Here is a 24,718-nt window from a genome sequence, read left to right on the forward strand (position 1 = left end):
GTTACCGACCGGTAGGGATGTCGCGCACCCCCTGCCCGGTGGACAGAGTTGTCACCACAAGTGGAGGAGACGCCGTGGCCGCACCAGCAGCGCCGGCACGCGTTCGGAACGTGGTCTTCGTCGACGGTGTCCGTACGCCGTTCGGCAAGGCCGGTCCCAAGGGCATTTTCGCCGAGACCCGTGCCGACGACCTCATCGTGAAGGTCATCCGTGAGCTGCTGCGCAGGCATCCCGAGCTGCCGCCGGAGCGCGTGGACGAGGTCGCCATCGCGGCGACCACGCAGATCGGCGACCAGGGCCTCACGCTCGGACGCACGGCGGCACTGCTCGCGGGCCTGCCGAAGTCGGTCCCCGGTTACTCGATCGACCGCATGTGCGCGGGCGCGATGACCGCCGTGACCACCGCCGCGAGCGGCATCGCGTTCGGCGCGTACGACATCGCCATCGCGGGCGGCGTCGAGCACATGGGCCGGCACCCGATGGGTGAGGGCGTCGACCCGAACCCGCGCTTCCTGTCGGACAGGATCGTCGACACCAGCGCGCTCGTGATGGGGCAGACCGCGGAGAACCTGCACGACCGGTTCCCGCACATCACCAAGGACCGCACGGACGCCTACGCGGCCGCTTCGCAGGCCAAGTACGCGGACGCGTTGAAGAACGGCAAGATCGGGCCGGAGCTCGTGCCCGTCGCGACCCGTTCCGCGGAGCACGGCTGGGGCCTGGCCACCGCCGACGAGCCGCCGCGTCCGGGCACCACGGTCGATGACCTGGCCAAGCTCAAGACGCCGTTCCGCCCGCACGGCCGGATCACCGCGGGCAACGCGGCCGGTCTGAACGACGGCGCGACCGGCTGCATCCTGGCCGAGGAGGAGACCGCGCGCGAGCTCGGCCTGCCCGTCGGCATGCGGATGGTCGGCTACTCGTTCCTCGGTGTCGAGCCCGAGGTCATGGGCATCGGCCCGGTTCCGGCCACCGAGAAGGCTTTGGAGCGCGCCGGTCTGTCCATTGAGGACATCGGCCTGTTCGAGGTCAACGAGGCGTTCGCCATCCAGGTGCTCGCGTTCCTCGACCACTTCGGCATCGCCGACGACGACCCGCGCGTGAACCAGTGGGGCGGCGCGATCGCCACTGGCCACCCGCTGGCTTCTTCCGGCGTGCGCCTGATGACGCAGCTCTCGCGTCAGTTCGCCGAGCGCCCGGACGTGCGCTACGGCCTCACCACCATGTGCATCGGCATCGGCATGGGCGGGACCGTCATCTGGGAGAACCCGAACTGGAGTGGCAAGTGACCATCACCGCTGAGGAAGCAAAGGCGATCTTCCCCGACGAGGTCGTCACCGTTGCCAAGACTCGTCTGATCTCCGTACCGGGCCTCGACAAGCCGGTCGCGTTCATCACGATCGACAACGGCCTGGACCACACCCGTCCGTCGACGTTCGGCCCGCAGTCGCTGGTGTCCTTGGGCGCGGCGTTCGACGAGGCCTATGCGGCGCAGCCCGCCGCCATCGCGGTGACCGGCAAGCCGTTCATCTTCGCCGTCGGCGCGGACCTGTCCGCCGTCGAGCAGGCGACGGACCGCTCGCAGGGCGTCACGATCGGCAAGCTGGGCCACGACGTCTTCAAGAAGTTCACCGACTCGGACATCCCGACCTTCGCGTTCGTCAACGGCGCGGTCATGGGTGGCGGTCTTGAGCTCGCGCTGTCGTGCCACTACCGCACGCTGGCGTCGAACGCGGCCGCGATCGCGCTGCCCGAGGTGTTCCTGGGCCTGTTCCCGGGCTGGGGCGGCACGCAGCTGCTGCCGAACCTGATCGGCGCCAACGACGCCGTGACGGTGATCTTCGAGAACGCGTTGAACCAGAACAAGATGCTCAAGCCCGCCGAGGCGTTGAAGCTGGGCATCGCGGACGTGCTGTTCGACTCCGCCGACTACCTGGAGCAGTCGCTGCTGTGGCTGTCCGGCGTCGTGCGTGGCGAGATCACGGTGGCGCGCAAGGAGATCGACCGCGGCGAGGCGTGGGACGCCGCCGTCGCGCGGGCCAAGGCGATCGTCGCCGGCAAGACCAAGGGTGCCGCTCCGGGTGCGGAGAAGGCGCTGGCGCTGCTGGAGCTGGCGCGCGAGAACGACCTCGACAAGGGCTACGCCGCCGAGACCGAGGGCCTCGCGGACCTCGTGATGAGCGACGAGCTGCGCGCGGGCCTGTACTCGTTCAACCTGGTGCAGAAGCGCGCGAAGCGCCCGGCCGGCGCGCCGGACAAGTCGTTGGCGCGCAAGGTGACCAAGGTCGGCGTCGTCGGCGCCGGTCTGATGGCGTCGCAGATGGCGCTGCTGTTCATCCGCCGCCTGCACGTGCCGGTCGTGCTGACCGACATCGACCAGGCGCGCGTGGACAAGGGCGTCGGCTACGTCCACAGCGAGATCGACAAGCTGGCCGGCAAGAAGCGGATCTCGCCGGACGAGGCGAACCGCCTCAAGGCGCTGGTCTCCGGTTCGCTGGACAAGGCCGCGTTCTCCGACGCCGACTTCGTGATCGAGGCCGTGTTCGAGGACCTCGCCGTGAAGCAGCAGGTGTTCGCCGAGGTCGAGGAGCACGTCTCCCCCGAGGCCATCCTCGCCACGAACACCTCGTCGCTGTCCATCACGGACATGGCGTCGAAGCTCAAGCACCCCGAGCGCGTCGTGGGCTTCCACTTCTTCAACCCGGTCGCGGTCATGCCGCTGCTGGAGATCGTGCGCGCCGAGCAGACCGACGACGCCACCCTGGCGACGGCGTTCGCGGTCGGCAAGCAGCTGAAGAAGTCCTCGGTGCTGGTGAAGGACGCGCCCGCGTTCGTCGTGAACCGCCTGCTGACCCGCTTCATGGGCGAGGTCATCAAGTCGGTCGACGAGGGCACCTCCTTCGAGGTCGCCGACAAGGCCACCGAGCCGCTCGGCCTGCCGATGTCCCCGATGATCCTGCTGCAGCTGGTCGGTTCCGCCGTCGCGCTGCACGTGTCGGAGACGATGCACGGCGCGTTCCCCGACCGCTTCTCCGTGTCCGAGAACATGAAGAAGTTCGTCGCCGCGGGCAAGGGCGCCGTCTGGCAGTGGGACTCCACCGGTGCGCAGACCGTCGACCCCGAGGTGCTGGCGCTGTGGGAGTTCGGCTCGACGCCGCTGACCGGTGACGAGGTGAAGAACCGCGCGCTGGAGGCGTTGGCCGAGGAGATCCGCATCATGCTCGACGAGGGCGTGGTCGCGGAGGCGCAGGACATCGACCTGTGCATGATCCTGGGCGCCGGGTGGCCGTTCTGGCTGGGCGGCATCACGCCGTACCTGGACCGCACCGGCATCTCGGAGAAGGTGACCGGCAAGCGTTTCCTGGCACCGGGTGTGGCCTCCGTGCCTGCCTAGTGCGTGTTGGCTGAAGCCCCGGCTCTTCCTCGACGGAGCCGGGGCTTTCGCCTGCTCGGGCCTACACCTCGCAAGATCATCAGCCTACTTTCGGCCTATGGCCAGAAGTTATCCGTTCGCTGAGCCCGATCGGTTGGAAATAGACCCCGAGCTGGCGGCGGCACCGCCCCTGATCCGCGTGAAAATGCCGTACGGCAAGGAAACCTGGCTCATCACGGGCCACCGGGAAGCACGCGCGGTGCTGAGCGATCCCCGTTTCGTGCGCACCACGGCCGACCCGCTCGACGAGCCACGTATGGGCGAACACAACAACGCCCCAGGCATCCTCGCCCTGGACGCACCGCAGCACACCCGGCTGCGCAAGCTCGTGACGAACGTGTTCACCGTGCGCCGCGTACAAGCCTTACGCCCACGCGCCGCCGAAATCGTGGACTCGCTGCTGGACGACCTGACCCCGCCGGCCGATCTGGTCGCCGGCCTGGCCCGGCCGTTCCCGATGCTCATGATCACGACCCTGCTGGGCGTACCGCAGGAGGATCACGAGAAGTTCGGCCTGTGGGCGGACAGCTTCCTCAGCACGGGCGCGGTGCCCGCCGACGTCGCCGCATCGCACTACACGGCAATCTGCGACTACCTCGCCTCGCTCGCTTCGCGGCGTGCCTCAGCGCCGACGGACGACCTGTTCGGCGCGCTGGTGCGCTACCTGAACGCCGGCGAGCTCACGATCGAAGAGCTCGTCATGGTCTCGTTCAGCATCCTGGTGGGCGGCCTGGAAACCGTGAAGACGCAGCTGCCGAACATGGTCTACCTGCTGCTGACACAACCGTCACTGCACGCGGAACTGCGCGCCGACCTCTCTCTGCTACCCGCCGCGGTGGAGGAGATGCTGCGCTACATCCCGCTGCCGACAACCGCGGTGTTCGCACGCTTCGCCACCGAGGACGTGCCGGTCGCAGACGTGGTCATCGCACGCGGCGACCCAGTGCTCGTCGAGGTACCCGTGACGAACCGCGACCCGCGCGTGTTCGCCGCACCCGGCGTCCTCGACATCACCCGCGACCCCAACCCGCACCTGGCGTTCGGGCACGGCGCGCACTACTGCCTCGGCGCCCAACTGGCCAGGCTGGAACTCCAGGTAGCGCTGGAACGCCTGCTCGTCCGCATGCCCGCGCTGCACCTGGCGGTGCCAGAACCGTCGCTCGGCTGGAACCGCGGCTACATGGTGCGCGGCGTGACCGCGCTGCCGGTCGTGTGGTCCTAGTCCTCGGTCTCAGGCTGGTACTGCTCCACGCTGCCGTCCCGCCGGATGAAGTAGGCCTCGATGTTCGTCGCCCGTAGCGTCACCTCGGAACCGGCCACCAGGTCCCGGAAGCGCAGCAGGTCGGGCAAGCCGATCGCCACAACGTCGAACGGGTGCTTCTGGCGCAGGTTCAACGACCGCCGCAGTGCCTCGCTGAACGCCCGGCGCGGTGAGTCGTCGTCCTCGGGGACCTCCACGAGCGCGCCTTCGAGCTGACGTTCGAGCGCGGCCCGCACGTGGTCTGCCGTGCACCAGGCCGCGATCTCCGTGAGAGTCATGTGTCCCGTATCGGGAAAAATCGCGGGATCATTAGCAAACTGGATGTTTCGATCAGGTCATGTTGTCGCGACCGGCGATTCTGGTCGACGTCGACGGCCCGCTGAACCCATACCTGGCGAAGCCGACACGGTGTCCGGCCAGCTACACCACACACCGCATTCGTCCTGCGGGTTTCTCCCGACCGTTGCGCGTGTGGCTGGATCTGTCGCACGGCCCGTGGCCGCTTTCGCTCGCGGCCGCGACCGGTGCGGACCTGGTGTGGGCCACGACGTGGGAACACGAGGCGAACAAGTTCATCGGGCCGCGACTCGGGCTGCCCGAGCTGGAGTGGATCGGCTTCGGCGGGCGCGGCGCCGACCACCGCGACGGTCACCACGGCAAGGTTCCCGCGATCACCGAGTGAGCCGGCTCGCGGCCGATCGCGTGGCTGGACGACGAGTTCCAACGTCGCGATCCGGAGTGGGCGGCGGCCCGGCCCGACACGTTGCTTGTTCCGGTCGACCCCCGCCGAGGCATCACCATCGACCACCTCGAACGGATCCGGACGTACTTCACCCGCGACTGACATATCGGCGCCAGCGCCACCCTTGCAATGAGTCTTTTGCGGGCGAAGTCCAAAGAGTCATTGCTAAGGCGCAGGTCAACGTCACCGATATATCAGCTGTGCTGTGCCATCTCGGCGAACTCGTGCACCCGCGCGAGCGTGATCCCCTCACGCTGCTCCACCGCGAGCGGATGGTCAGTGGGCTCGACCTCGATCAACGGCCGAACCCCGAGCGGCTGCGTGTGCAGGTTGGTCTTGAGGTTGAGCGTCGTGGGCTCGTAACCGGGCAGGATCGTCGACAGCCAGCCGAAGTACGGCGGCTCGCCGACGCGGGCCGGGTCCTCGAAGACGTCTCCCATCCGGATGAAGTTCGCCTGGGACAGCGACACCCACACGCCCCACTCGAAGTCCTCGGCGGCGTCGCGCACCGGCAGCACGATCCGGCCGCGCACGAAGAAGTGCTCGTTCTCGATCACGCAGAACTCGTCGCCGAGCACGTTGTCCGGGTTTTCGGCGAGCTGCGGCGACCAGTACACGGGCGCGGCCATCAGGTAAGCGAACGGCAGGCTGTCGTGCTCCTGACCGCAACACGTGCAGGTGAACCCCATGCCGGGCAGCCTAAAGATGAACGCTTGCTGTCACTCCCGTTTCGAGCCACTTCGACGACCTACGCTGAATGCCGTGGCACTTCTCGCGATCGACGCGAAGCGCAAAGCCTGGCTGGCGGCCGAGTTCGTCGTCATCTTCTTCGGCCTCACCCTCGTCTACGACCTGCTGGCCCGCGGCACGAGCCCCATCCCCGTGCTGCTGGTCCTGGGCAGCGCGAGCGTCGCGTACCTGCTGCGCTCACCCACGTTCGACCGCAAGTCGTTGTGGCGAGCGGGCAACATCCCGCTCCGCCCGATCTTGACCCTGTGGGCGATCACCGCAGTCGCCGCCATCGCGATCGTCGCCGTCCTGTTCCCGGACCAGCTGTTCGCGTTCCCCAGGCAACAACCGCTGCTGTGGCTCGCGGTGATGGTCTTCTACCCACTGCTCAGCGTGTACCCGCAGGAGTTGGTGTTCCGCGCGTTCCTGTTCGAGCGCTACGGGCCGGCGTTCGGCAACTGGACCGCGGCGGCGAGCGCGGCGGCGTTCGGGTTCGTGCACATCATCTTCGGCAGCTGGGTGTCCGTGGTGCTGTCGGCGGCGGGCGGCTGGATCTTCGCCAACCGTTACCGCCGCACGCGGTCACTTCTGGCGGCGTCGATCGAGCACGCGCTGTACGGGATGCTCGTGTTCACCGTCGGGCTCGGCCAGTTCTTCTTCCACGGCGCCGCTCAGACCTGACGGATCGGCACGACCTCCACGAGCCGGTCGAGGTCCTTGAAGTCCTTGACGTTCATCGTCAGCACCGGCATGCCCGCGACCGATGCCGTGGCGGCGATCTGCAGGTCCATCCGCCGCGGCCGGGGGCTGCGACCGGCGCGCCGCACCAGCGAGGCCATCTGCCCGTAGACCTTGGCCTCCTCCACGCCGAACGGCAGCACCTCGAACGTCTGCAGCGCCGCGTAGTACCGCTCCGTGCGGGCGAAGCGCTCGACCGGGTCGTCCGTGTCGAGCCCGAACGCCAGCTCCGCGATCGTGACCGCGCTGAGGAACGGCTGGGCCTTCAGGTACTCGCCCAGGTTCGCCCGCTCGAGCCTGATCAGCACACAGGTGTCGAGCAGGCAGCGGTTCACCTCTGCCACGGGTCTTCCAGCGGGTCGTCCGCGCCGAAGATCTCGTCAGCCGCCTTCCGGTCCGCCTCCCACCGATCCGCGTCGACCGACGGCAGCGTGCCGAACAGCACCTGGACATCACCGAGCGGCGGGCGGGACGTGGCTTCCCCCCGATAGGGCGAGAGCTGGGCGACCGGCTTGTTGTTGCGGGTGACGACGAAGCTCTCACCCGCCTCGACACGGCGCATGATCTCCGCGTTGTCGTTGCGGAGCTCACGCTGCCCGATGGCTTTGAGCTGCTGCATAGCACCAAGGTAGCTCAAACCCGAGAAAAGTGCTACAGAGTAGCTACACCACGTCCGGGATACCCCGGGCAACGTGATCAGGATCGGCACGTCCGGCTGGCGCTACCCCGAGTGGCGCGACGGCTTCTACCGCGGCGTCCCGCAACGGCGCTGGCTCAGCCACCTCGCCACGCAGGTCGCCACCATCGAGATCAACAGCTCGTTCTACCGGCTCCAGCCACCCTCGAACTACCAGAAGTGGTCCGCCGAGACCCCGCCGGACTTCGTGTTCGCCGTCAAAGGCCCGAAGCTGATCACCCACATCAAACGCTTGCGCCACATCGAGGACCCGCTCAAGACGTTCCTCGACTCCCTGGCCCTGGGCCCCAAGCAGGGCCCTCTCATCTGGCAACTGCCGCCGAGCCTGAGGTTCGACCGAGCCACGCTGGCCGACTTCCTCGCCGCCCTCCCACCGAGCCGGCACGCCATCGAACCGCGCCACGAGTCGTTCCGCACCGACACCTACTTCGACCTGCTGCGCGCGCACAACGTCGCTCACGTCGTGTCGGACGCACCGACGTTCCCGTGCATCGAGGCCGTCACCGCCGACTTCGCCTACATCAGGCTGCACGGCCATGACGAGCTGTACATCAGCTCCTACGACGACAAACAGCTCGACGAGTGGGCGCAGAAGATCCATGACTGGAACCGCGACACCTACGTCTACTTCGACAACACCATGAAAGGTGCCGCGCCGGACAACGCCAAGGGACTGGCGCGACGACTCGGCTCGCCGCTAACTTCACATACGTGAAACTCTCTCGCGTCTCGGCCACCCTGCTCCTGGCCGCGAGTCTCGTAGCTCCCGCGCAGGCGGAACCGGCGTCCTGGACCGGCCCGCTGAGCACGCGCGGACGGTGGATCGTCGACGCCAACGGCGACCGCTTCAAGCTCAAGTCCGGCAACTGGCACGGTGCGAGCGGCACCTGGAACGGTTCCGGCGACATCAACGACCCCGCCAACCACCACGCCGGCGAGAAGGCCGACCAGGTCCCGCTCGGCCTCGACCGCGCGACCATGGCCACGATCATCGGCGGCTTCCAGGAGATCGGCGTCAACAGCGTCCGGCTGCCGTTCTCCAACCAGATGATCAAGGACACCAACCCGGTCAACGGCCTGAAAGACGCGCAGCTCAACGGCAAGCGCCCCCTGGAGATCTACGACGCCGTCGTTGCGGAGCTCACCCGCAACAACCTCGCCGTCATCCTCAACAACCACACCACCACGTCCAGGTGGTGCTGCGGTGTGGACGGCAACGAGCGTTGGAACACCAGCCAGAGCACGGACCAGTGGGTCAACGACTGGGCGTTCATGGCCAACCGGTACAAGGCCAACAAGAAGGTCGTGGGTGCCGACCTCTACAACGAGGTGCGCCGCAACATCTGGGACGACCCGAACTGGGGCTGGGGCAACGATCACGACTGGCACAAGGCCTCGCAGCAGGCCGCGGACCGCATCCAGCAGGCCGCGCCGGACCTCCTCGTCATCGTCGAGGGCATCAACTGGACCGGCATCCCGGTCGACGGCTTCCCGCACGGACGCCCGACGCTGGAGCCGGCCCGGTTCCTCAGCCACACGCTCGCCAACCCGGACAAGCTCGTCTACTCGGCCCACTTCTACGGCTACACGGGCCCGAACCACAGCGGCGCGACGGGAACCGGTGAGACGAGCGACCCGCGCTACCAGGACCTGTCACCGCAGGAGCACATCAACGTCCTGCAACGCCAAGCGTTCTTCATCACCGAGGCGCAGAAGCACTTCACCGCGCCGTTGTGGATCAGCGAGTTCGGTGTCGGCGGGCGCGAGGAGAGCAACCCCAAGGCGCGCGACTGGTTCGAGCGGTTCGTGAACCACCTGATCGCCACCGACACCGACTTCGCGTACTGGCCGCTGGTCGGCTTCCACAGCAACCGGCGCGGCAACGGCTGGGCGCTCCTGCACTGGGACGCCAACGGAAACCGCATGGGCGTCAACGACGGCGACGACTGGCGCGCGTCGGCGTGGAACCGGCTCGTCAACGCACCAAGCCGCACCGGCCAGATCCAGCGCGAGACCCGGTGGAACATGCTCCTCAAGGAATCCTGTCCACAGAACGAAAAGCTCGTCGGCATCAGCCACACGGGCAACCGCGGGCTGTGCGTCAGCGGTCCACAGTGGAGCAACACGACCAGGGTCACCAACGAGCAGCACGTGACGAACGACTGGGCGTCCGGCTACACGAAACTCCAGTGTCCGCCGAACAACGCGGCCGTCGGCTACGCGAACTTCACGCTGGTCTGCGCGCCGATCGCCACCGGCACCAGCTCACGCGTCCTGTGGTTCGACCGGAGTGACAACCGGCCGGACCAGGGCGGTGACTGGGCCAACGGGCACTACAAGGGCCAGTGCGCGCAGGACGAGCACATCGCCGGCGTCGCCTACAACTGGCGCAGGACCCCGGACGCGCTGCTCTGCCGGAAGTGAACTCCGAAATGCTCCAGGAACGCGGCCGCAGGATCCTCGACGTCGGTTGAGGTCTTGCGGTCGCCTTCCGTCACCACGATCTTGTCGCCGGTCACGGTGATCCGCCCGTCGGGCAACGCCAGCGACGCCATCGGCCCCTTGCGGAAGTGCGACTCCGGCGAGGTCTGCTGCCACCAGCACGTCGGCACGAACTCCGAGAGTTCTCGCGGCCGCCGTTCCAGCCGGTAGCACGGCTCGCCGTTCATCAGCACCTCGACGTCGTCACCGGCGTCCACCAGCCGGAACATGCCGAACGGGTCCTTCTGGTCCTCTCGCGACCTCCACGACAGCGGGTGCAGGACGAACGAGCCGAAGCCGACGTCGACCAGCCACGCGTCGTCCACGAGCAATGCGAGATGGTCGAACGGCGGCCCGAACCCCTCGCCGTTGAACACCCGCGCGGCCAGCAACTGGACGCTGTACCCCAAGTGCCGCAACAACTCCGCGAACAACCCGTTGAGCTCGTAGCAGAACCCGCCCCGCCGCCGTTCCACGATCTTGTCGTACAGCCACGGGATCTGCAGCACGATCCTGGTGTCCATGTGGGTGTCGAGGTTCTCGAACGGGACGCTCAGCAGATGCCGTTCGTGCAGCTCTGCCAACGACGAGTCACGCGAGGCACCGATGCGCTGTAGGTATGCGTCCACCATGCCACGATAGCCACATGGGTGAGGTCAGGATCGGCACTTCGGGATGGGTCTACCCGCCCTGGCGCGGCACGTTCTACCCCAAGGGCGTCACGCAGAAGCGCGAGCTCGCCTACCTCAGCGAGCAGCTCAACTCGGTCGAGATCAACGGCTCCTTCTACTCGCTGCAACGCCCGTCCAGCTACCAGAAGTGGGCCTCGGAAACCCCGGACGACTTCAAGTTCGCCGTCAAGGGCAGCCGCTTCATCACGCACATGAAGCGCCTCAAAGACGGCAACGAGCTCCTCGCGAACTACCTCGCGTCCGGCGTTCTCGCACTCGGCCCGAAGCTCGGCCCGATCCTCTGGCAGCTCCCGCCCACCCTGCAGTTCGACGCCGACCTGCTCACCAGCTTCTTCGAGGGCCTCCCCCGCACCACCACCGAAGCCGCGGAAACCGCCGAACGCCACGACCACCGCGTAGATCCCGCGCACACGACCACGGACGCCGAACGCCCGATGCGCTACGCGCTCGAAATCCGCCACGACAGCTACAAGACGCCGGAGTTCACCGACCTGCTCAAGCGCCACGACATCGCGCTGGTGATCGCCGACGCCGCCGGCAAGTACCCGTTGATCGAAGAGGTCACGAGCGACTTCGTCTACGTCCGGCTGCACGGCCACGACGAGCTGTACGTCAGCGGCTACACCGACGAAGGCCTCGACATGTGGGCGAAGAAGATCAAGAAGTGGCGCAAGCACCACGACGTGTTCGTCTACTTCGACAACGACGCGAAGGCCTACGCCCCACGCGACGCTCGAGCGCTCCAAGATCGTCTCGCCGATTGATCCAAACGGACGCACACTCGTTCTCTGACGGAGGTGCGCCCATGTCGACGAAGAGCCTCATCGCCGCCTTGGTGATCACTGCGGGCGCGGTTGCCTCCAGTGGGATCGCCGTTGCACAGAGTGACAAGAACTGCGACAAGGGCGAGTTCTGCGTGTGGGCGGGGCCGGATTACACGGGGGCCGTGCAGCGCCTCGACCTGGAGTCCGCGAACCCCGACGAATGCATCCCGCTGAACATCGTGGGCAGGTCGTTCATCAACCGTCTGAGCAGGGACGCGAGTGTCTACCAACGGGAGAACTGCTCGACCGAGGCCGAGTTCACCACCTACCCGAAGCACGGCACCTACGTGCCCGACGCGTACTTCGTGATCCGGGCGCTGGAAGTGTGGGAGCCATAACGAGGGCGAACTACTTTAGTCACCCTATGTAACACCACTCGATCGTGTGAGTACTCACCAGTAGGTCTCATTTGGTCCTTAGGTTGCCGCCCTATCGAGTGGTGGCAGCTGGAGGAAATGTGACCGTGGCGGGTGAAGCCGGGTTACTCGAACTTATGGCCGGGCGACTGACCAAGGACGATCTCACCCCACGTGCGGCGGAACTGGTGCTGGCGGCGTGCCGAGGCGAAGCGGCGCTGGAACGCGCGCTCACCGGCGTGCCCGTCCAGCACGAGGCGCCGCGGGAACGGACGGACGGCCCCGGCCAGGGGATTTTCGTGTCGGAGATCCGTGTGCGCGGCTTCCGGGGCATCGGTCCCGAGGCACGCCTGCCGCTGGCGCCAGGTCCTGGCCTGACCATCGTCACCGGGCGCAACGGCTCGGGCAAGTCGAGCTTCGCCGAGGCCGCGGAACTGGCGCTGACCGGCTACAACGCCCGCTGGACCCGCGCACGGCACGACGTGTGGCGGCAGGGGTGGCGCAACCTGCACCAGAACGACACGGCCGTCGAGTTGGAGCTGGTCCAAGCCGGGCAGAACGACCGGACCACGATCCGCAGGCGCTGGACGCTGGAAGAGGACCTGGCGCAGGGCGAGTGGACGCAGGACGGCCGGCCGTTCGACGACCGCAGGTGGCACGACGCGTTGGAGACCTACCGGCCGTTTCTGCCGTACAGCGAACTGGGGACTGTCCTCGACGCGCAGCCTGAGGACCTCTATGAAGCGTTACACCGTCTGCTGGGGTTAGAAGCTATAACGGAAGCTCAACAGTCTCTCGCCGAACACCGCAAGCGCCTCGCCGAGATCGTCGCGCGCCCCTACGACCGGCGCGAACGGGTACGTGCGGAGCTGGCGGCGTCCCCGGACGAACGCGCCCGGCGCGCCGCCGCACTGCTCGGCAGCGACTCCCCCGACCTCGACGCGATCGCGGATCTGGCGCTGGGCGCGGACGTCGGCAGCGGAACCAGCCTGCTGCACCAGATCGTGGACCTGCCGCTGACGCCCGACGACGAGATCGACCGGTGCCGCGACACCCTCGACCTGGCGCTCGGCGCGGTGACCGTGGTGGCGACCGACAACGCGCAGGACTCGTTGAGGTGCAGCGAGATCCTGCGGCTCGCGATCCAGCTGCAGGAGTCCGGCGGCAACCAGTCGTGCCCGGTGTGCGACCTCGGCCGGCTCGACGGGCTGTGGCTCGGCAAGGCCAAGGAGCGCGCCGAGCACCTCACCAAGGCCGCCGCGGAGCTGCACGAGGCCGCGGACCGGCTGGACGTGGCGATGGCAGCCGCGCGGGCGTTGTGCCAGCCGGCTCCGGAGGTGCTGCACGAGGCGCAGGACATGCTCGACACGACAGCCGTGCTGCAGGCGTGGCAGGCGTGGGAGGACTGCTTCTCGATCGACGACCCCGTGCGGCTGCGACAGGAGCTGTTCGACCGGTACGCGGACCTCGTACAGGCCGTGGACCAGCTGAAGTCCGTGGCGCGCGAGCAGATCGACCGGCGTGACCTGGTGTGGCGGCCGATGGCGCTCGCGTTGTTCGAGTGGCATTCGCAGGCGCAGCAAGCGCTTGCGGACTCCGAGGTGCTCGCCGACGTGACCGAGGCGGAGAACTGGATCCGCAAGACCGCCGCGACGCTGCGGTCCCAGCGCATCGCGCCGTTCGCCAAGGAGTCGCAGCGGATCTGGCAGCGGCTGCGGCAGCAGAGCAACGTCGACCTGGGCGCGGTGCGGCTCGGCGGTACCCGCAACGTCGAGCTGGACGTGTCGGTCGACGGTGTCTCGAACTCGGCGCTGGCGGTGATGAGCCAGGGCGAGCTGCACTCGCTGGGGCTCGCGTTGTTCCTGCCGCGCGCGATGGTGGACGAGAGCCCGTTCCGGTTCGTGGTGATCGACGACCCGGTGCAGGCGATGGATCCGTCCAAGGTGGACGGGCTCGCCCAGGTGCTCGCGGATGTCGGGCTGACCCGCCAGGTCGTGGTCTTCACGCACGACGAACGACTCGTGGAGGCGCTGCGCCGGCTGCGGCTGACCGCCACCGTCTGGGAGGTGTGCCGCGGGGAGGAATCCGTGGTGCAGGTGCGGATGTCCGACGATCCCGTCGGCCGGTGCCTGAACGACGCGCGGGCGATGCGGGGCGACGAGGACCTGCCCGAGGCGTTGCGGGCCGAGCTGGTGGCGTCGTGCTGCCGGGCGGCTCTCGAAGCCGCGTCGCACGCCCGGTTCCGGCGCGAACGGCTCGGTCGCGGGATGCCGCACGCCGAGGTGGAACGCGTGCTGGAGTGCGCGCTGACGACCAGGCAGAAGATCGCGCTGGCAGTGCTCGACGACCTCGGCGAGCCGGGAAAGCTGTTGCCGCACCTGGAGGACGTCGTCGGCTCGTGGGCCGTCGACCTGCTGCAGGCGTGCCGCGTCGGCGGCGACGGCGGCGATCTCGACGTGCTGATCCGCGACACCGAGCTGCTCGCGGGGTGGCTGCAGAGATGAGCCTTCCTTCTGACGTCCAGGACCGGCTCGTCTGCGTCGCGAACCTGCTGGCGCGCCCGGACCAGCTCGACGGCGTGCGAATCCGGTGTTGCGCGGAGTTGTTGCGCACGGCGGTGGAACGCTCGGTCGCGCGTGCTTGCGGCGCGGAGAACACCGACCAGCCCGTGCACGCGTTGCTGATCAGCCTTCCGTCCCATGTGGACGCTGACGTGGCACACGACGCTTCCCAGTTGTGGCACGCGTTGAGCCGCGCGATCCGGCACCACGGCTACGAGCTGAACCCGACCGTCACGGAGCTGCGCGGCTGGCACGCCGACACCGCGGCCGTGGTCGAGGCGCTCCAGCCGACCCTGACCCTGTCCGGCACCATCGACCTCACCTGAAGGCACCGGTGAAACTTCTGCTGTTCGCGGACCTGCACCTGGACACCCAGTTCGCCAGCGCGGGGCCCGCGCGGCGCCAGGCGCTGCGCGACACGTTGGGCCGCATCGTGAATCTCGCCGAGGAGTCGCATGTCGACGCGGTGCTGTGCGCCGGCGACCTGTACGAGCACGATCGCTGCTCCCCCTCGACGGCCTCGTTCCTGCAGTCTGCGTTCGACTGCTCGTTGCCGGTGTTCCTGGCGCCGGGCAACGACGACTGGTACGGCGCCGAGTCCGTCTACCAGCAGGTGGACTGGACACCGAACGTGCACGTGTTCTCCGCGGGATGCCTGACTCCGGTGGAGCTCGTCGACGGCGTGACGCTGTGGGGAGCCGCGCACGTCGGTCCGGGGCCGACGCGGGACTTCCTGGACGGGTTCGCGGTGAACCGTTCGGGTGTGAACCTGGCTCTGTGCCACGGTTCCGCGCCGGAGGACGTCGCGATCACCGGTCTGGATCACGCGTTCCTGGGGCACGTGCACACGCCGGAGCACGCTGCGCACTACACGTTCCCCGGCAACCCCGATCCGCTGACGTCGGACGAGACCGGCGAACGCGGCGCAGTGCTGTGCACGGTGAACGAGGACGGCACGGTGTCGCGCGAGGTGTTCGACGTGTCGGCGGCGCGGTCGCTCGGGCTGGTGGCCGAGGCATCGGACGCGTTCCCGTTGCTGGACTTCGATTCCGTCGCGGCGGAACGGACCGTGCGTGGCCAGTTCGTGCGCGACGTGCTGGCGGATCCGTCTCTGGACACGGCTTTGCGCGGCCGTGTGCTCTCGGCCGGCCTGCGCGCGTTGGAGGAGCGATGAGGATCGAGTCGGTGACCGCGCACGCCTTCGGGCCGCTGCACGGCCGGACGCTGCCGCTGGCGCCGGGCCTGACCGTGGTGTCGGGCGTGAACGAGTCCGCGAAGTCCTCCTGGCACGCCGCGATCCGCGCTGCCCTGTGCGGCGAACCGTCGTCGCGGCACCGCCCGTGGCAAGGCGAGTCCTGGCGCGTGGCGGCAACGGTCTCGCTGGAGTCCGGCGAGGTGGTGACCGTCGACCGCGACCTGAACGACGACTCGTGCCCAGACGTCTCCCAACGCCTCGGCCTGGACCGCACGTCGTTCGCCGCCACCGCGTGCGTCGACCAGGCACAGCTCCTGAACGTCCTGGACGCCGCCGACGGCCTGCAGGACCACCTGCGCCGCGCCGCCGCCACCGCGGGCACGGACGGCACCGTCGAGCAGGCGCTGCAACGGCTCACTGCCCCGGTTGACGAGCTGCGCGACGCCCAGAACCGTCTGCGCGAAGCCGAAACCGACCTGGCCGCGGCCCGCCTCGAGCACTCCCGTTACCTGGATCTGCGCACGCAGGCCCGTTCGGCTGCTGCCGCCCGTGCTCGCCTGGCCGTGCAGGAGCATTCCGCTGCGCTCGAAGCTCTTTCCGCCCGTGTGCACCGGATTCGCACGCTGCAGGAACGATTCGGCGACTCCCCACCGTCCGGCCTGGCCGCGCAGGAGGAGCTGACCCACGTGGTCAACCGCGCTCTGGCCGCCTGGCGAGCCGCCCCGAACCCGCGGGTGCTGACCGGCCCGTCCGCGGCGACCCTCGAGGGCGAGCTGGAATCCCTGCCGGACTTCCCGGTCGGCGAGACAGCCCTGGACGACGACCTCCGCGTGGTGGCGACCGCCTACGAAACCGCCTTCGCCGTGGCCGCCGCCCACAACGAACGCCGCCCGTCCCCCTCGACCTCCGCCGAACCTTCCGTGCTGCGCGGCCTGGCCACCCGCCTGGACCCGGCCGCCGGCGCCCGCCTGACCACCGCGTCGATCGAGGTCGACGCGGCCCGCCAGTTCCAGGACGAGGCCGCCGCGAACGCAGCCCGCACCCAGGTGGAGGCCGACGTGGCGGCCGTGCAGGTGCAGGAGATCGCGATGCCGAACCCGTTCCTGCGCAACGCTTTGCTGGCTCTGAGCTGCTTGACGTCACTGGTCGGCCTGCTGCTGTTCCTGGTGGACCAGGAATTGGCCGCCATCGGCGTGATCGTCGCCGCTCTGGTCGCCGGCATCGGCGGCGCACTGGCCCGCGGCAACGGCCCCGCACGCGACGCCGCCGTGTCCTTCGCCGCCGAACGCGCCGCTTTGGCAACGGACGCACGAGGCCTCCTGTTCGTAGCCGACCGCAAACTGGCCGAGGCCGAGGGCCAGCGCGCGGTGTCGCTGGAAGCCGTCCGCATCCACGACGAGGCAGCCGCTCAGTGCGCGTCCATGGGCGTGCCGGCGGACCGCGAAACGTTGTGGCGCCTGGCAAACCGCGCAGCCTGGGAAGCCGAGCACGCGGACCTGGTGTCCGAGGTCGCCCGGTGCGAGAAGGCACTCCGCGTCGAACTCGGCGCCCGCGGCAAGGTCGACAACGCGATGCCCACGATCGACCTCCTCATCGACTACGAAACCGACTGCAAGGTCCGCGCACGCCAGGCCCTGATGGCCGCCCAACGCCCACTCCTCGCCCAGGCGCTGGAAGACCGTCTGCTGGCAGAAGCGACCGTCGCCGAAGCCGTCGCCGCACACTCACGCGCGCTGTCACTTCTCCGCGAAGCCGTTGCCGCGATCGGCGGCTCCGGCGACCGCCCCGAGGACCTGCTGCGCGCCATCGCCGAGTGGCAACGCGGGTGGGACAAGCTGCTGCGCGAGGCCGAGGACGAACGCAACGCGTGGGCCGAACTCCAGGCACTGCTGGCCGACGCGACCTTGGACGACCTCGAAACCTCGCTCTCCGCAGCCCAGACCCACCACGCTTATTTGGCGGAAGCCGCCCTCCGCTACGTCGCCTGCGATCCGGTCGATCCGGCGCTGGCTGCTTCCTGCGACTCGCTGGCCGCCACGGTCGCCGAACTGGCTCGGGTGCTGCCCAGCGTGCCGGACGCGGAGGAGGCCGTGCAGGACGCTGTTCTGGTGCTGGCCGAGGTGACCGCGGAGGTCGAGGCCATCGACCTCGCCTCCCGCTACCTCGCCGCCGCCCAGGAGAAGGTGCACAGCACCATCGCGCCGGTTTTGGAGGACACGCTTCGCTCTTGGCTGCCGGTGGTGACCGACGGCCGGTACGTCGATGCCGCAGTGGAGGCCTCTTCGCTGACCGTCCGGGTGTGCGCGGCTTCGGAGAACTGGCACCAGGCCGCGCGTTTGTCGTTGGGCACTGCTGAACAGGTCTATTTGCTGCTGCGTGTGGCCCTCGCCCAGCATCTCGCCACGGAGGCTTGCCCGTTGTTGCTGGATGACGTCACCGTTCAGGCCGATGACGCCCGCACGCGCGCTGTGCTGGATCTGCTGCTGTTGTTGTCTGCGGATCGGCAGATCGTGTTGTTCGCTCAGGAGACCGCGGTGGTGGAGTGGGCGAAGGAGCGGCTGGGTGAGCGGGACGTGCTGCACGAGCTCCATCCGGTGGCCGCCTGACCAGGCGTGAGGCGACGAGCACGACGATCCGGTCAGCCACTTCCTCCGGGTCTTCGTGCTCCCAGACCCGAACGACGAGCCAGCCGGCGGCGGCGAGCTGCACGTCGGTGTCGCGGTCACGAACGACCACGCCGTGCAGCTTGACCTGCCACCAATCCCGGTTCGCCTTCGGGACTTGGCCGTGCTGCGGACACGAGTGCCAGAAGCACCCGTCGACGAACAGCGCGATGCGGGCTCCGCGCAGCAGCACGTCAACACGTCTGCGCCGATTGGTACCTGGCGGAGCGACGTCCACCAGGTAGCGCAGCCCCCGCCGGTGCAACGCGCGCCGAACCGCGAGCTCCGGCGCGGTGCCAACGCGGCGGGTGCGGCGCATCACGCGCGACGTCGCCTCGGACGTGGCGGGCGGAGCAGGCCCAGCATCGACGTACCGGTACACGACGTGCAGTCTCCCGAAATTGTCAGACCCCGTCGCTACCGTCGGCCCATGACCAACGCCGCCTTCCGCAAGCTCATCCCCACCACGGACGAGAAGCTGTCCGACCTGGGCCTGAGCCTCAAGACCCTGGACCAGGCCATCACCGCCGGCATCGACGCGCGGGCCGCCTCGCCGCCGTTCGGGCCGACCAACGCGCCGGGGTTGCTCGACTGGATCCACCGGGTGGGCACGCTGCGGCAGTTGCTGACCGCGCAGGGGTGGGAGCGGCTCGACCACTGGAACGCGGGCCTCATCCGGCACCCCTCGAAGCCGATCCTGCTGGGCACGTTGCAGGGGAATCGGGGTACGGGGTCGCCTGATGCGCCGTTGCGCAGTGACTATGCGAAGGGGCCTGCCATCGCGGCGATGATGCGGGACAACGACCACGATCAGTTCGCGCTGTTCGAGAACGTGCGCAGCGAGGGGCTGAAGTTGTGGTTCCTGGTGACTTATCCGTTGCAGCTGGAGGATCGGCTCGTGGTGTTGCGGGAGGTGTCGCAGCCTGAGCCGACACCGCAGAACCAGATCATTGAGCGGTGGGCGCACCGGATTCCGTTGCCGCCTATGGAGTTCTCGCAGATCAAGACGCCCAATGTGGATGGACCGGAGGAGGTGGACTTCCCGATCGCGCTGCGCCGCTGATCGACGCGGGCACACGAGCACAACAGAAGCCGTGCGGGCCCGAACAGGGCCGCCCGAGCCGGCCAACGTCATCCCGCGTGGCAGTCCGCCGAGCCAACAGCGACAATGGCCGGATCATGCTCACGCCCTCGCGACTCACGCTCGCCCGTACCCGGCGCGGTCTCACCGCGGCCGAGCTGGCGCGCAAGTCCGGGGTGTCCGCGCGGGCCATCAGCGAGTACGAACGCGGCCTGCGCCGGCCCAAGCCGGCCACGACCGAGATGCTGGCCGGAGCGCTCGGGTTCCCGAGTGAGTTCCTCACCGCGCCGGCGCCGCCTCGGCCGCAGAGTTCCGCGGAGGACACGCAGGCGACCGCGGCCGCTCAGCTCGCGATCGAGTTCAACGCGTGGCTCGAACGGCTCTTCGTGCTCCCCCAGCCGAACCTGCCGCCGCCCCGCACGTCGCCCGAAGGCACCAGGAAGGCCTGGCGGCTCGACACCGTGCCGGCGCCGAACATGGTGCAGCTGCTGGAGTCCCACGGCGTGCGCGTGTTCTCGCTGCCGGTCGACTGCGCCACCGAAGAAGCGTTCTCCTGCTGGCACAACGGAACGCCGTACGTCTTCCTCAGCCCGACGGCGACTCCGGAACAGGCTCGGTTCGACGCGGCTGTTCAGCTCGCCACCCTGCTCGGGCACGACGAGCAAGAGGAGTTCGCCGCCGAGTTCCTCATGCCGCACAAGCTGTTGCCCGGCACGAGCCACCGCCATTGGCACGTGGCGAAAGACCAGTTCGCGGCCAGGGCGAACACCAGCGGCGACACAGAAGGCGGCATGGTTCGCAGGGAGACCTCGAAGCTGCTGACCAAGGTGTTCAAGGTGCTCCGCGAGAACGGCACGACCCCGTTCCACGTGGCCAAAGAACTGAACCTTGGCCTGGAAGAGCTCAACGGCCTCGTGTTCGGGCTCGTGTTGACCGCACTGCCAGGTGGCCGGGAACCAGGACCGAGAGGACGGGCACGCCTTACCCTGGTCCACTGATCAACACCTGGGGGAAGCGAATGCTGACGTTCTTGCGGTACTTGGCGGCCGCGCCGCTGCTCGTGGCGAGCATCATCGGGGTGCCGACCACCTATCACGTGCTCTCGTCGTACCTGTTCCGGCGCAGGGTCCGCGATGGGGAGTTCGACTTCGCCGGCGAGTTCTGGAAGTCCTTCACCGACAACGCCGTCGGCTGGCCGATGTTGCTGGCCGTGGTGCTGTTCGTCGTGTTCTGGTGGATGACGACGGCATGGCCGAAGATCGCCCTGGTGCCGTCGGTGCCGACCGCGTTCGGCGGGGCGATCCTCGGCCTGATCGACGGCTGGGAGAACGCGGCGACCGCGATCACCGCGCCGTTCGTCGCTTTCGGACTCGCTTGGCTCGCCGCGAGGATCGTGTCGTGGCCGGTCACGGACGACGTGCGGCGTTCTGCCGTCGAGATCGCCGTCGGGCTTCGCGGCGGAGGGCGGTTGCGGGTGCAGTCGCGGCGGTTGCTGCTCGACAAGCTGCCGCCGGCGGTGCACCACATGAGCCCGATCGGGCGCGTCGCGATCCGGTTCGACCGGATCAGCGTGGTCGAAGCCGGTGTCGTGCACACGCCGGCGCAGTGGCGGCTGGCCAACACCAGCGAGCTCACGCTCATGCCCGGCCAGGTGCTGCGGGTCATCGGCGGTGGGCAGGAGTGGTTGCTGCCGGTCGACGACGCGACCGCGCTCCGGCAGCTCGTCGTGGAACGGGCGCAGGTCCGGGCAGTGCCGGATCCGCGGCCGCCGATGGAGAGCGGCCGGTGGTTCCACGCCAAGATGCTGTGGGAGCTGGCCGACCAGGAACCGCCGTCGCGCAACACCCAGACGGTCAACCACGGCAACCGTTGGGCGGCGCTGATCATCTCCGCGCTCACGACGCCGATGGCACTCTTCTCCGTGTCCCGCATCTTCACCCACGGCTGGAACTACCTCATCGGCCTCTTCTTCTTCGGCCTGATCGCGTGGATTGCCACGCACGTGTGGGTCCGGCAGGGCATCGTCTACAAGCTCACCGAGGAGAACCCGGTCTCGCCGATGACTGCGGATCCCGATCCTCGACACCAGCCGGTCACGGGCTGGAGTTCCTCGCCCGTTGTACTAGGCCAAACGAGCGATTTGTGAAACGCATCGCACGGCATCCCCAACACTGAGAGTGACGGGACGCCAAGTCGTGAGGATGCCCCATGACGATGCAGCAACGCACAGAACCATCGCCCGCCGCCATCTTGATCTCCGTTGCCGTGCTCGCGCTGGTTCTGACCGTTGCTTTCGGCCCTCTGGGCTTCGTCATCGGGCTCGCTCTGTTCGCGCTGATGTTCGTCGGCACCAAGAACAGCGGCGCGGCCGAGCAGATCGTGCCGACGCGCACCCGCTCCCGCATCCGCCGCCTGTCCACGGCGGGGCGGGTCGCGATCGTCGGCGAGTCGCACTACCAGGACGCCATCGCGGAGGTCGCACGGCACGCAGCCGCGCACTCTCTCGGAGACGCCATCCCGGCGACCGCGGTGCTCGTGCCCGAACCCGCCAACCGGCACGACCGCCAGGCCGTTCGGGTCGATCTGCTGCGGGGTGACGGGTCCGCGATCACCGCCGGCTACCTGCGGGGTGACCAGGCGGCCGACTACCAGCCACTTCTCCTCGAACTGGCCGAACGGGGCGAGGTCGGCTCGTGCCCGGCGCGGATCATGGGCGGCGGCCAGCGCTACTACGGCGTGCACCTGCATCTCGGCGACCCGCGGCTGCTGCTGCTCGATCACGAGGCTCTGGGCACGTCACCGACGATGCCCGCTGAGCACCAGGTCACCGTCACGGGCGAGGAAGCCCATCAGCACGTGCTGCACCGCGTGGTGAACGGCCGCACACCCGTCCACGTCATCGCGGAACTTCGCGACTGCAGAATCGCTAGAGGGTCTCACGTTGGTGAACACACTCTCGAAGTACTTCTTGAGGGTGAACGCATCGGCCAGCTCACGTATGCGATGGGGCTTCGCTACTGCGACATGGCCCAGGAGTGGCGCACCCGCACGGGGCGGGCGCTCTGCGAAGCCGTCATCACCAACGAGGGCACGCGCGGCCTTCAGGCGAAGTTGCTGCTGCCCAAGTAGTCCGCGAACGTCCGCGGTTCCCGGCCGAGCACCCGCTGCACGCCGTCGGACAGGTGTGCCTCCTCGCCGGTGCGGATGCGCACGAGCAGCATCGTGACCAGCCCGGCGATCTCGTCCGGGTACCCGAGTCCGCGCATCGAGGCGGCGAAGTCCTCCGGAGCGACGTCGGCGTAGAGGACCGGGTTGCCGGTCACGCCGACGATCCGAGCCAGCACCTCGGGGAACGACAACGGCTCGGACCCGCTCAGCTCGTAGGTCTGACCGGCGTGGCCGGGCCGGGTCAGCGCGGCGACGGCCACCTCGGCGATATCCACTACATCAACGAACGGGTGGATGCCCTGACCTGCGGGAACAGCGAGCTCACCCTGCAGCACGGGTCCCGCGAACATGTCCTCGTCGAAGTTCTGCATGAACCAGGTCGGCCGCAGGATCGTCCACTCGACACCCGAATCCTTGATCGCCGCCTCGAACGGGTCGTCGTCCGGTGCGCCGCGCATGGACAGCAGCACGAGCCGGGTGACACCGGCCTTCACGGCCAGCGGTACGAACTCGGCCAGCAACGCGGGGTTGTCCGGCGGGACGACATAGATGGCGGTCGCGCCGGCGAGGGCGGGCTCCCAGGTGTCCGGGGCCGACCAGTCGAACCTGGTCGCCGACGAGCGCGACGCGGGACGTGCGGCGGAGCCGAGGAGTGCGGTGACGCGGCGACCGGTCTTGCCGGTGGCGCCGAGCACGAGGACGGTGGCGTCTGCTGGGGACTGGTTGATCTCGCTGGTTGTCATGACCAGAGCTAATCAACGTTGACTCGGACGATCCATGCCTGATTGACCGCCATCCTTGCTCGTTCGTCCACGTGGTACTTAGTGGGTCATGAGTCAGCGTGATCTCGTGGACCTGAGGGACGCCCTGCGCGCGTTCGCCGCTGCCCGCGACTGGGACAGCTACCACACGCCCAAGAACCTGGTGATGGCGTTGTCCGCGGAGGTCGGCGAGCTCACCGACCTGTTCCAGTGGCTCACGCCCGAAGAGGCAGAAAATGCAATGAAAGACCCAGAACTCGCTTGGAACGTCCGGGACGAGCTCGCCGACGTGATGCACTACCTCACCAGGCTGGCGGACAAGCTCGGTGTCGACCTCGTCGAGGCCGCGTTCGCCAAGATCGACCGCAATGAGCGCCGGTTCCCCACCGGGAGCCTGACGCCGGTCCACGTCGAGAAGGGTGAGCTGTGAGTCTCCAGAACGTGCAGGTCCTGCACGTGCACCAAAAGGTCACGTTCATGACCAACCGCTACGAGGTCTTCGTCGACGACGCCGGCGAGCCGGGCGAACTGGTCGGTTACGCCGAGCAGAAGAAGTTCAAGATCAAGGAACGGATCACGATCTACACCGACTCGTCGAAGAGCCAGGTGCTGTTCGAGTTCAACGCCCGCAAGGCGCTCGACCTCGGCAGCGGTTACGACGTGACGGACGCCAACGGCCAGCCGATCGGGTTGTTCCGCAAGGACTTCGCCAAGTCGCTGCTGCGGTCGACGTGGCACCTGGAGCAGCCGGGCTGGGGCAAGACCACGGGCGCGGAGCGCAACAAGTGGTTCGCCGGCATCCGGCGGTTGTGGCAGTGGATCCCGATCGTCGGCGAAGCGCCGTTCCCCATGCGATATCACTTCGACTTCACCACGGAGAACGGCGCTCCTGTGTTCAGCGTCGACAAGAAGACCTGGATCCGCGACCAGTACCTGGTCCCGATCCAGGATCCTGGCGTCGACCGCCGGCTCGTGATCGCCCAAGCCGTTGCGCTCGACGCGCTGCAGTCCCGCTAGAGGTACGTGAGCAGGAGGAGGATCAGGCACACCAGCAGCACGACGCCGAGCACCGCGGGCAGGAATGACTGCGAGGACGGCGCGGGCTCGCGGGCGTGCCTGCCCCGCCTCCTGCGCGCTCGCCACCGCAAAGGTGCCTCCCCTGCCCACTGCTCGTTCATGACGATCACGGTAGGGACGCACAACCCGAGCTTGACTCGCATCACCCGCTCGCCCGGATCCATCACCCGGTCAGCCCCTCAAGCAAGTCACGCCGGAGATATTCCAAAGGACATGAAAAAGCCCTGCGGGGAGCGCTTTTGGCGCTCAACCCGCAGGG

The 24,718-nt window shown here is 68.2% G+C and carries 26 protein-coding genes and 1 pseudogene; 19 read left to right on the forward strand and 8 right to left on the reverse strand.

What is annotated here, in order from left to right:
- Positions 1–17: 17 nt before the first annotated feature.
- The 3 genes from LFM09_RS32650 to LFM09_RS32660 all read left to right on the forward strand — a co-directional run bounded on the left by LFM09_RS32650 (position 18) and on the right by LFM09_RS32660 (position 4,655).
- Positions 18–1,289: a thiolase family protein gene (locus tag LFM09_RS32650; protein ID WP_414100427.1), complete on the forward strand. Its 1,272-nt coding sequence runs from the start codon at positions 18–20 to the stop codon at positions 1,287–1,289.
- Positions 1,286–3,394, forward strand: coding sequence for a 3-hydroxyacyl-CoA dehydrogenase NAD-binding domain-containing protein (locus LFM09_RS32655; RefSeq protein ID WP_414100428.1), 2,109 nt, complete (start codon positions 1,286–1,288; stop codon positions 3,392–3,394). Before LFM09_RS32650 ends, LFM09_RS32655 begins: the two co-directional genes overlap by 4 nt.
- A gap of 97 nt (positions 3,395–3,491) precedes the next feature.
- Positions 3,492–4,655: a cytochrome P450 gene (locus tag LFM09_RS32660; RefSeq protein WP_414100429.1), complete on the forward strand. Its 1,164-nt coding sequence runs from the start codon at positions 3,492–3,494 to the stop codon at positions 4,653–4,655.
- Here the strand turns inward: LFM09_RS32660 and LFM09_RS32665 are convergent.
- Positions 4,652–4,972: a hypothetical protein gene (locus LFM09_RS32665; RefSeq protein WP_414100430.1), complete on the reverse strand. Its 321-nt coding sequence runs from the start codon at positions 4,970–4,972 to the stop codon at positions 4,652–4,654. The genes LFM09_RS32660 and LFM09_RS32665 overlap by 4 nt on opposite strands.
- Positions 4,973–5,031: 59 nt before the next feature.
- Here LFM09_RS32665 and LFM09_RS32670 point away from each other — a divergent pair, with 59 nt between their 5' ends.
- Entirely contained in the window at positions 5,032–5,376 is a 345-nt protein-coding gene (locus LFM09_RS32670; protein ID WP_414100431.1) for a hypothetical protein, read from the forward strand.
- A gap of 254 nt (positions 5,377–5,630) precedes the next feature.
- On the opposite strand, the gene LFM09_RS32675 is transcribed toward LFM09_RS32670, so the two are convergent.
- A complete protein-coding gene (locus LFM09_RS32675) occupies positions 5,631–6,125 on the reverse strand; it encodes a DUF2199 domain-containing protein (RefSeq protein ID WP_414100432.1) in 495 nt (164 codons plus the stop codon).
- Positions 6,126–6,198: 73 nt separating this feature from the next.
- On the opposite strand from LFM09_RS32675, the gene LFM09_RS32680 reads away from it, so the two are divergent.
- Positions 6,199–6,846, forward strand: coding sequence for a CPBP family intramembrane glutamic endopeptidase (locus tag LFM09_RS32680; RefSeq protein WP_414100433.1), 648 nt, complete (start codon positions 6,199–6,201; stop codon positions 6,844–6,846).
- Here the strand turns inward: LFM09_RS32680 and LFM09_RS32685 are convergent.
- Together LFM09_RS32685 and LFM09_RS32690 are read right to left on the reverse strand one after the other, a co-directional pair.
- Entirely contained in the window at positions 6,837–7,247 is a 411-nt protein-coding gene (locus LFM09_RS32685) for a type II toxin-antitoxin system VapC family toxin (RefSeq protein ID WP_414100434.1), read from the reverse strand. The two genes, LFM09_RS32680 and LFM09_RS32685, sit on opposite strands and share 10 nt — an antisense overlap.
- Positions 7,235–7,522, reverse strand: coding sequence for a type II toxin-antitoxin system Phd/YefM family antitoxin (locus LFM09_RS32690; protein WP_414100435.1), 288 nt, complete (start codon positions 7,520–7,522; stop codon positions 7,235–7,237). The genes LFM09_RS32685 and LFM09_RS32690 overlap by 13 nt, the downstream gene beginning before the upstream one ends.
- Before the next feature lie 73 nt (positions 7,523–7,595).
- Here LFM09_RS32690 and LFM09_RS32695 point away from each other — a divergent pair, with 73 nt between their 5' ends.
- Together LFM09_RS32695 and LFM09_RS32700 are read left to right on the forward strand one after the other, a co-directional pair.
- Entirely contained in the window at positions 7,596–8,315 is a 720-nt protein-coding gene (locus tag LFM09_RS32695; RefSeq protein ID WP_414100436.1) for a DUF72 domain-containing protein, read from the forward strand.
- Positions 8,312–10,024, forward strand: a complete 1,713-nt coding sequence (locus LFM09_RS32700; protein ID WP_414100437.1) for a glycoside hydrolase family 5 protein — start codon at positions 8,312–8,314, stop codon at positions 10,022–10,024. Before LFM09_RS32695 ends, LFM09_RS32700 begins: the two co-directional genes overlap by 4 nt.
- Here the strand turns inward: LFM09_RS32700 and LFM09_RS32705 are convergent.
- Complete coding sequence (locus LFM09_RS32705; RefSeq protein ID WP_414100438.1) at positions 9,979–10,710, reverse strand: arylamine N-acetyltransferase family protein; 732 nt, start codon at positions 10,708–10,710, stop codon at positions 9,979–9,981. The genes LFM09_RS32700 and LFM09_RS32705 overlap by 46 nt on opposite strands.
- Before the next feature lie 17 nt (positions 10,711–10,727).
- Here LFM09_RS32705 and LFM09_RS32710 point away from each other — a divergent pair, with 17 nt between their 5' ends.
- The 6 genes from LFM09_RS32710 (at position 10,728) to LFM09_RS32735 (ending at position 18,315) form a co-directional block, all read left to right on the forward strand.
- A complete protein-coding gene (locus LFM09_RS32710) occupies positions 10,728–11,537 on the forward strand; it encodes a DUF72 domain-containing protein (RefSeq protein WP_414100439.1) in 810 nt (269 codons plus the stop codon).
- 41 nt (positions 11,538–11,578) lie between these two features.
- Positions 11,579–11,935, forward strand: a complete 357-nt coding sequence (locus LFM09_RS32715) for a peptidase inhibitor family I36 protein (protein ID WP_414100440.1) — start codon at positions 11,579–11,581, stop codon at positions 11,933–11,935.
- Between the two features lie 155 nt (positions 11,936–12,090).
- A complete protein-coding gene (locus tag LFM09_RS32720; protein WP_414100441.1) occupies positions 12,091–14,457 on the forward strand; it encodes an AAA family ATPase in 2,367 nt (788 codons plus the stop codon).
- A complete protein-coding gene (locus LFM09_RS32725; RefSeq protein ID WP_414100442.1) occupies positions 14,454–14,840 on the forward strand; it encodes a hypothetical protein in 387 nt (128 codons plus the stop codon). Before LFM09_RS32720 ends, LFM09_RS32725 begins: the two co-directional genes overlap by 4 nt.
- 8 nt (positions 14,841–14,848) lie before the next feature.
- Positions 14,849–15,688, forward strand: a complete 840-nt coding sequence (locus tag LFM09_RS32730; RefSeq protein WP_414100443.1) for a metallophosphoesterase family protein — start codon at positions 14,849–14,851, stop codon at positions 15,686–15,688.
- Entirely contained in the window at positions 15,685–18,315 is a 2,631-nt protein-coding gene (locus tag LFM09_RS32735) for an AAA family ATPase (RefSeq protein WP_414100444.1), read from the forward strand. Before LFM09_RS32730 ends, LFM09_RS32735 begins: the two co-directional genes overlap by 4 nt.
- 205 nt (positions 18,316–18,520) lie before the next feature.
- Here the strand turns inward: LFM09_RS32735 and LFM09_RS32740 are convergent.
- Positions 18,521–18,754: pseudogene (locus LFM09_RS32740) on the reverse strand (hypothetical protein); the annotation flags it as partial.
- A 48-nt stretch (positions 18,755–18,802) separates the two neighbouring features.
- Between LFM09_RS32740 and LFM09_RS32745 the strand changes: the two are divergent.
- From LFM09_RS32745 to LFM09_RS32760, 4 genes are all read left to right on the forward strand, one after another.
- Positions 18,803–19,435 (forward strand): hypothetical protein, encoded by a 633-nt coding sequence (locus LFM09_RS32745; protein WP_414100445.1) that lies wholly within the window; start codon positions 18,803–18,805, stop codon positions 19,433–19,435.
- 77 nt (positions 19,436–19,512) lie between these two features.
- Positions 19,513–20,451: a helix-turn-helix domain-containing protein gene (locus LFM09_RS32750; RefSeq protein WP_414100446.1), complete on the forward strand. Its 939-nt coding sequence runs from the start codon at positions 19,513–19,515 to the stop codon at positions 20,449–20,451.
- Positions 20,452–20,471: 20 nt separating this feature from the next.
- Positions 20,472–21,599, forward strand: a complete 1,128-nt coding sequence (locus LFM09_RS32755; RefSeq protein ID WP_414100447.1) for a hypothetical protein — start codon at positions 20,472–20,474, stop codon at positions 21,597–21,599.
- 62 nt (positions 21,600–21,661) lie between these two features.
- Positions 21,662–22,582, forward strand: a complete 921-nt coding sequence (locus LFM09_RS32760) for a hypothetical protein (protein WP_414100448.1) — start codon at positions 21,662–21,664, stop codon at positions 22,580–22,582.
- Here LFM09_RS32760 and LFM09_RS32765 read toward each other — a convergent pair.
- On the reverse strand, positions 22,555–23,364 hold the full coding sequence (locus LFM09_RS32765) for an SDR family NAD(P)-dependent oxidoreductase (protein WP_414100449.1): 810 nt from the start codon (positions 23,362–23,364) through the stop codon (positions 22,555–22,557). The two genes, LFM09_RS32760 and LFM09_RS32765, sit on opposite strands and share 28 nt — an antisense overlap.
- Positions 23,365–23,452: 88 nt before the next feature.
- On the opposite strand from LFM09_RS32765, the gene LFM09_RS32770 reads away from it, so the two are divergent.
- Complete coding sequence (locus LFM09_RS32770) at positions 23,453–23,812, forward strand: nucleotide pyrophosphohydrolase (protein ID WP_414100450.1); 360 nt, start codon at positions 23,453–23,455, stop codon at positions 23,810–23,812.
- The gene (locus LFM09_RS32775; RefSeq protein WP_414100451.1) at positions 23,809–24,399 is read left to right on the forward strand and encodes a hypothetical protein; all 591 of its coding nucleotides are present in this window, start codon (positions 23,809–23,811) and stop codon (positions 24,397–24,399) included. Before LFM09_RS32770 ends, LFM09_RS32775 begins: the two co-directional genes overlap by 4 nt.
- Here LFM09_RS32775 and LFM09_RS32780 read toward each other — a convergent pair.
- Positions 24,396–24,560: a hypothetical protein gene (locus LFM09_RS32780; protein WP_330855444.1), complete on the reverse strand. Its 165-nt coding sequence runs from the start codon at positions 24,558–24,560 to the stop codon at positions 24,396–24,398. The two genes, LFM09_RS32775 and LFM09_RS32780, sit on opposite strands and share 4 nt — an antisense overlap.
- Positions 24,561–24,718 lie beyond the last annotated feature (158 nt).

It is taken from the genome of Lentzea alba (assembly GCF_047445655.1).
Lineage (GTDB): Bacteria > Actinomycetota > Actinomycetes > Mycobacteriales > Pseudonocardiaceae > Lentzea > Lentzea alba_A.

What these genes read in the sequence shown, in the direction of transcription:
- LFM09_RS32650 (WP_414100427.1), top strand. Translation starts at nt 18, where the DNA reads ATGTCGCGCACCCCCTGCCCGGTGGACAGAGTTGTCACCACAAGTGGA.
- LFM09_RS32660 (WP_414100429.1), top strand. Translation starts at nt 3,492, where the DNA reads ATGGCCAGAAGTTATCCGTTCGCTGAGCCCGATCGGTTGGAAATAGAC.
- LFM09_RS32665 (WP_414100430.1), bottom strand. Translation starts at nt 4,972, where the DNA reads ATGACTCTCACGGAGATCGCGGCCTGGTGCACGGCAGACCACGTGCGG.
- LFM09_RS32670 (WP_414100431.1), top strand. Translation starts at nt 5,032, where the DNA reads ATGTTGTCGCGACCGGCGATTCTGGTCGACGTCGACGGCCCGCTGAAC.
- LFM09_RS32675 (WP_414100432.1), bottom strand. Translation starts at nt 6,125, where the DNA reads ATGGGGTTCACCTGCACGTGTTGCGGTCAGGAGCACGACAGCCTGCCG.
- LFM09_RS32690 (WP_414100435.1), bottom strand. Translation starts at nt 7,522, where the DNA reads ATGCAGCAGCTCAAAGCCATCGGGCAGCGTGAGCTCCGCAACGACAAC.
- LFM09_RS32710 (WP_414100439.1), top strand. Translation starts at nt 10,728, where the DNA reads ATGGGTGAGGTCAGGATCGGCACTTCGGGATGGGTCTACCCGCCCTGG.
- LFM09_RS32715 (WP_414100440.1), top strand. Translation starts at nt 11,579, where the DNA reads ATGTCGACGAAGAGCCTCATCGCCGCCTTGGTGATCACTGCGGGCGCG.
- LFM09_RS32720 (WP_414100441.1), top strand. Translation starts at nt 12,091, where the DNA reads ATGGCCGGGCGACTGACCAAGGACGATCTCACCCCACGTGCGGCGGAA.
- LFM09_RS32725 (WP_414100442.1), top strand. Translation starts at nt 14,454, where the DNA reads ATGAGCCTTCCTTCTGACGTCCAGGACCGGCTCGTCTGCGTCGCGAAC.
- LFM09_RS32735 (WP_414100444.1), top strand. Translation starts at nt 15,685, where the DNA reads ATGAGGATCGAGTCGGTGACCGCGCACGCCTTCGGGCCGCTGCACGGC.
- LFM09_RS32745 (WP_414100445.1), top strand. Translation starts at nt 18,803, where the DNA reads ATGACCAACGCCGCCTTCCGCAAGCTCATCCCCACCACGGACGAGAAG.
- LFM09_RS32755 (WP_414100447.1), top strand. Translation starts at nt 20,472, where the DNA reads ATGCTGACGTTCTTGCGGTACTTGGCGGCCGCGCCGCTGCTCGTGGCG.
- LFM09_RS32760 (WP_414100448.1), top strand. Translation starts at nt 21,662, where the DNA reads ATGACGATGCAGCAACGCACAGAACCATCGCCCGCCGCCATCTTGATC.
- LFM09_RS32765 (WP_414100449.1), bottom strand. Translation starts at nt 23,364, where the DNA reads ATGACAACCAGCGAGATCAACCAGTCCCCAGCAGACGCCACCGTCCTC.
- LFM09_RS32770 (WP_414100450.1), top strand. Translation starts at nt 23,453, where the DNA reads ATGAGTCAGCGTGATCTCGTGGACCTGAGGGACGCCCTGCGCGCGTTC.
- LFM09_RS32780 (WP_330855444.1), bottom strand. Translation starts at nt 24,560, where the DNA reads ATGAACGAGCAGTGGGCAGGGGAGGCACCTTTGCGGTGGCGAGCGCGC.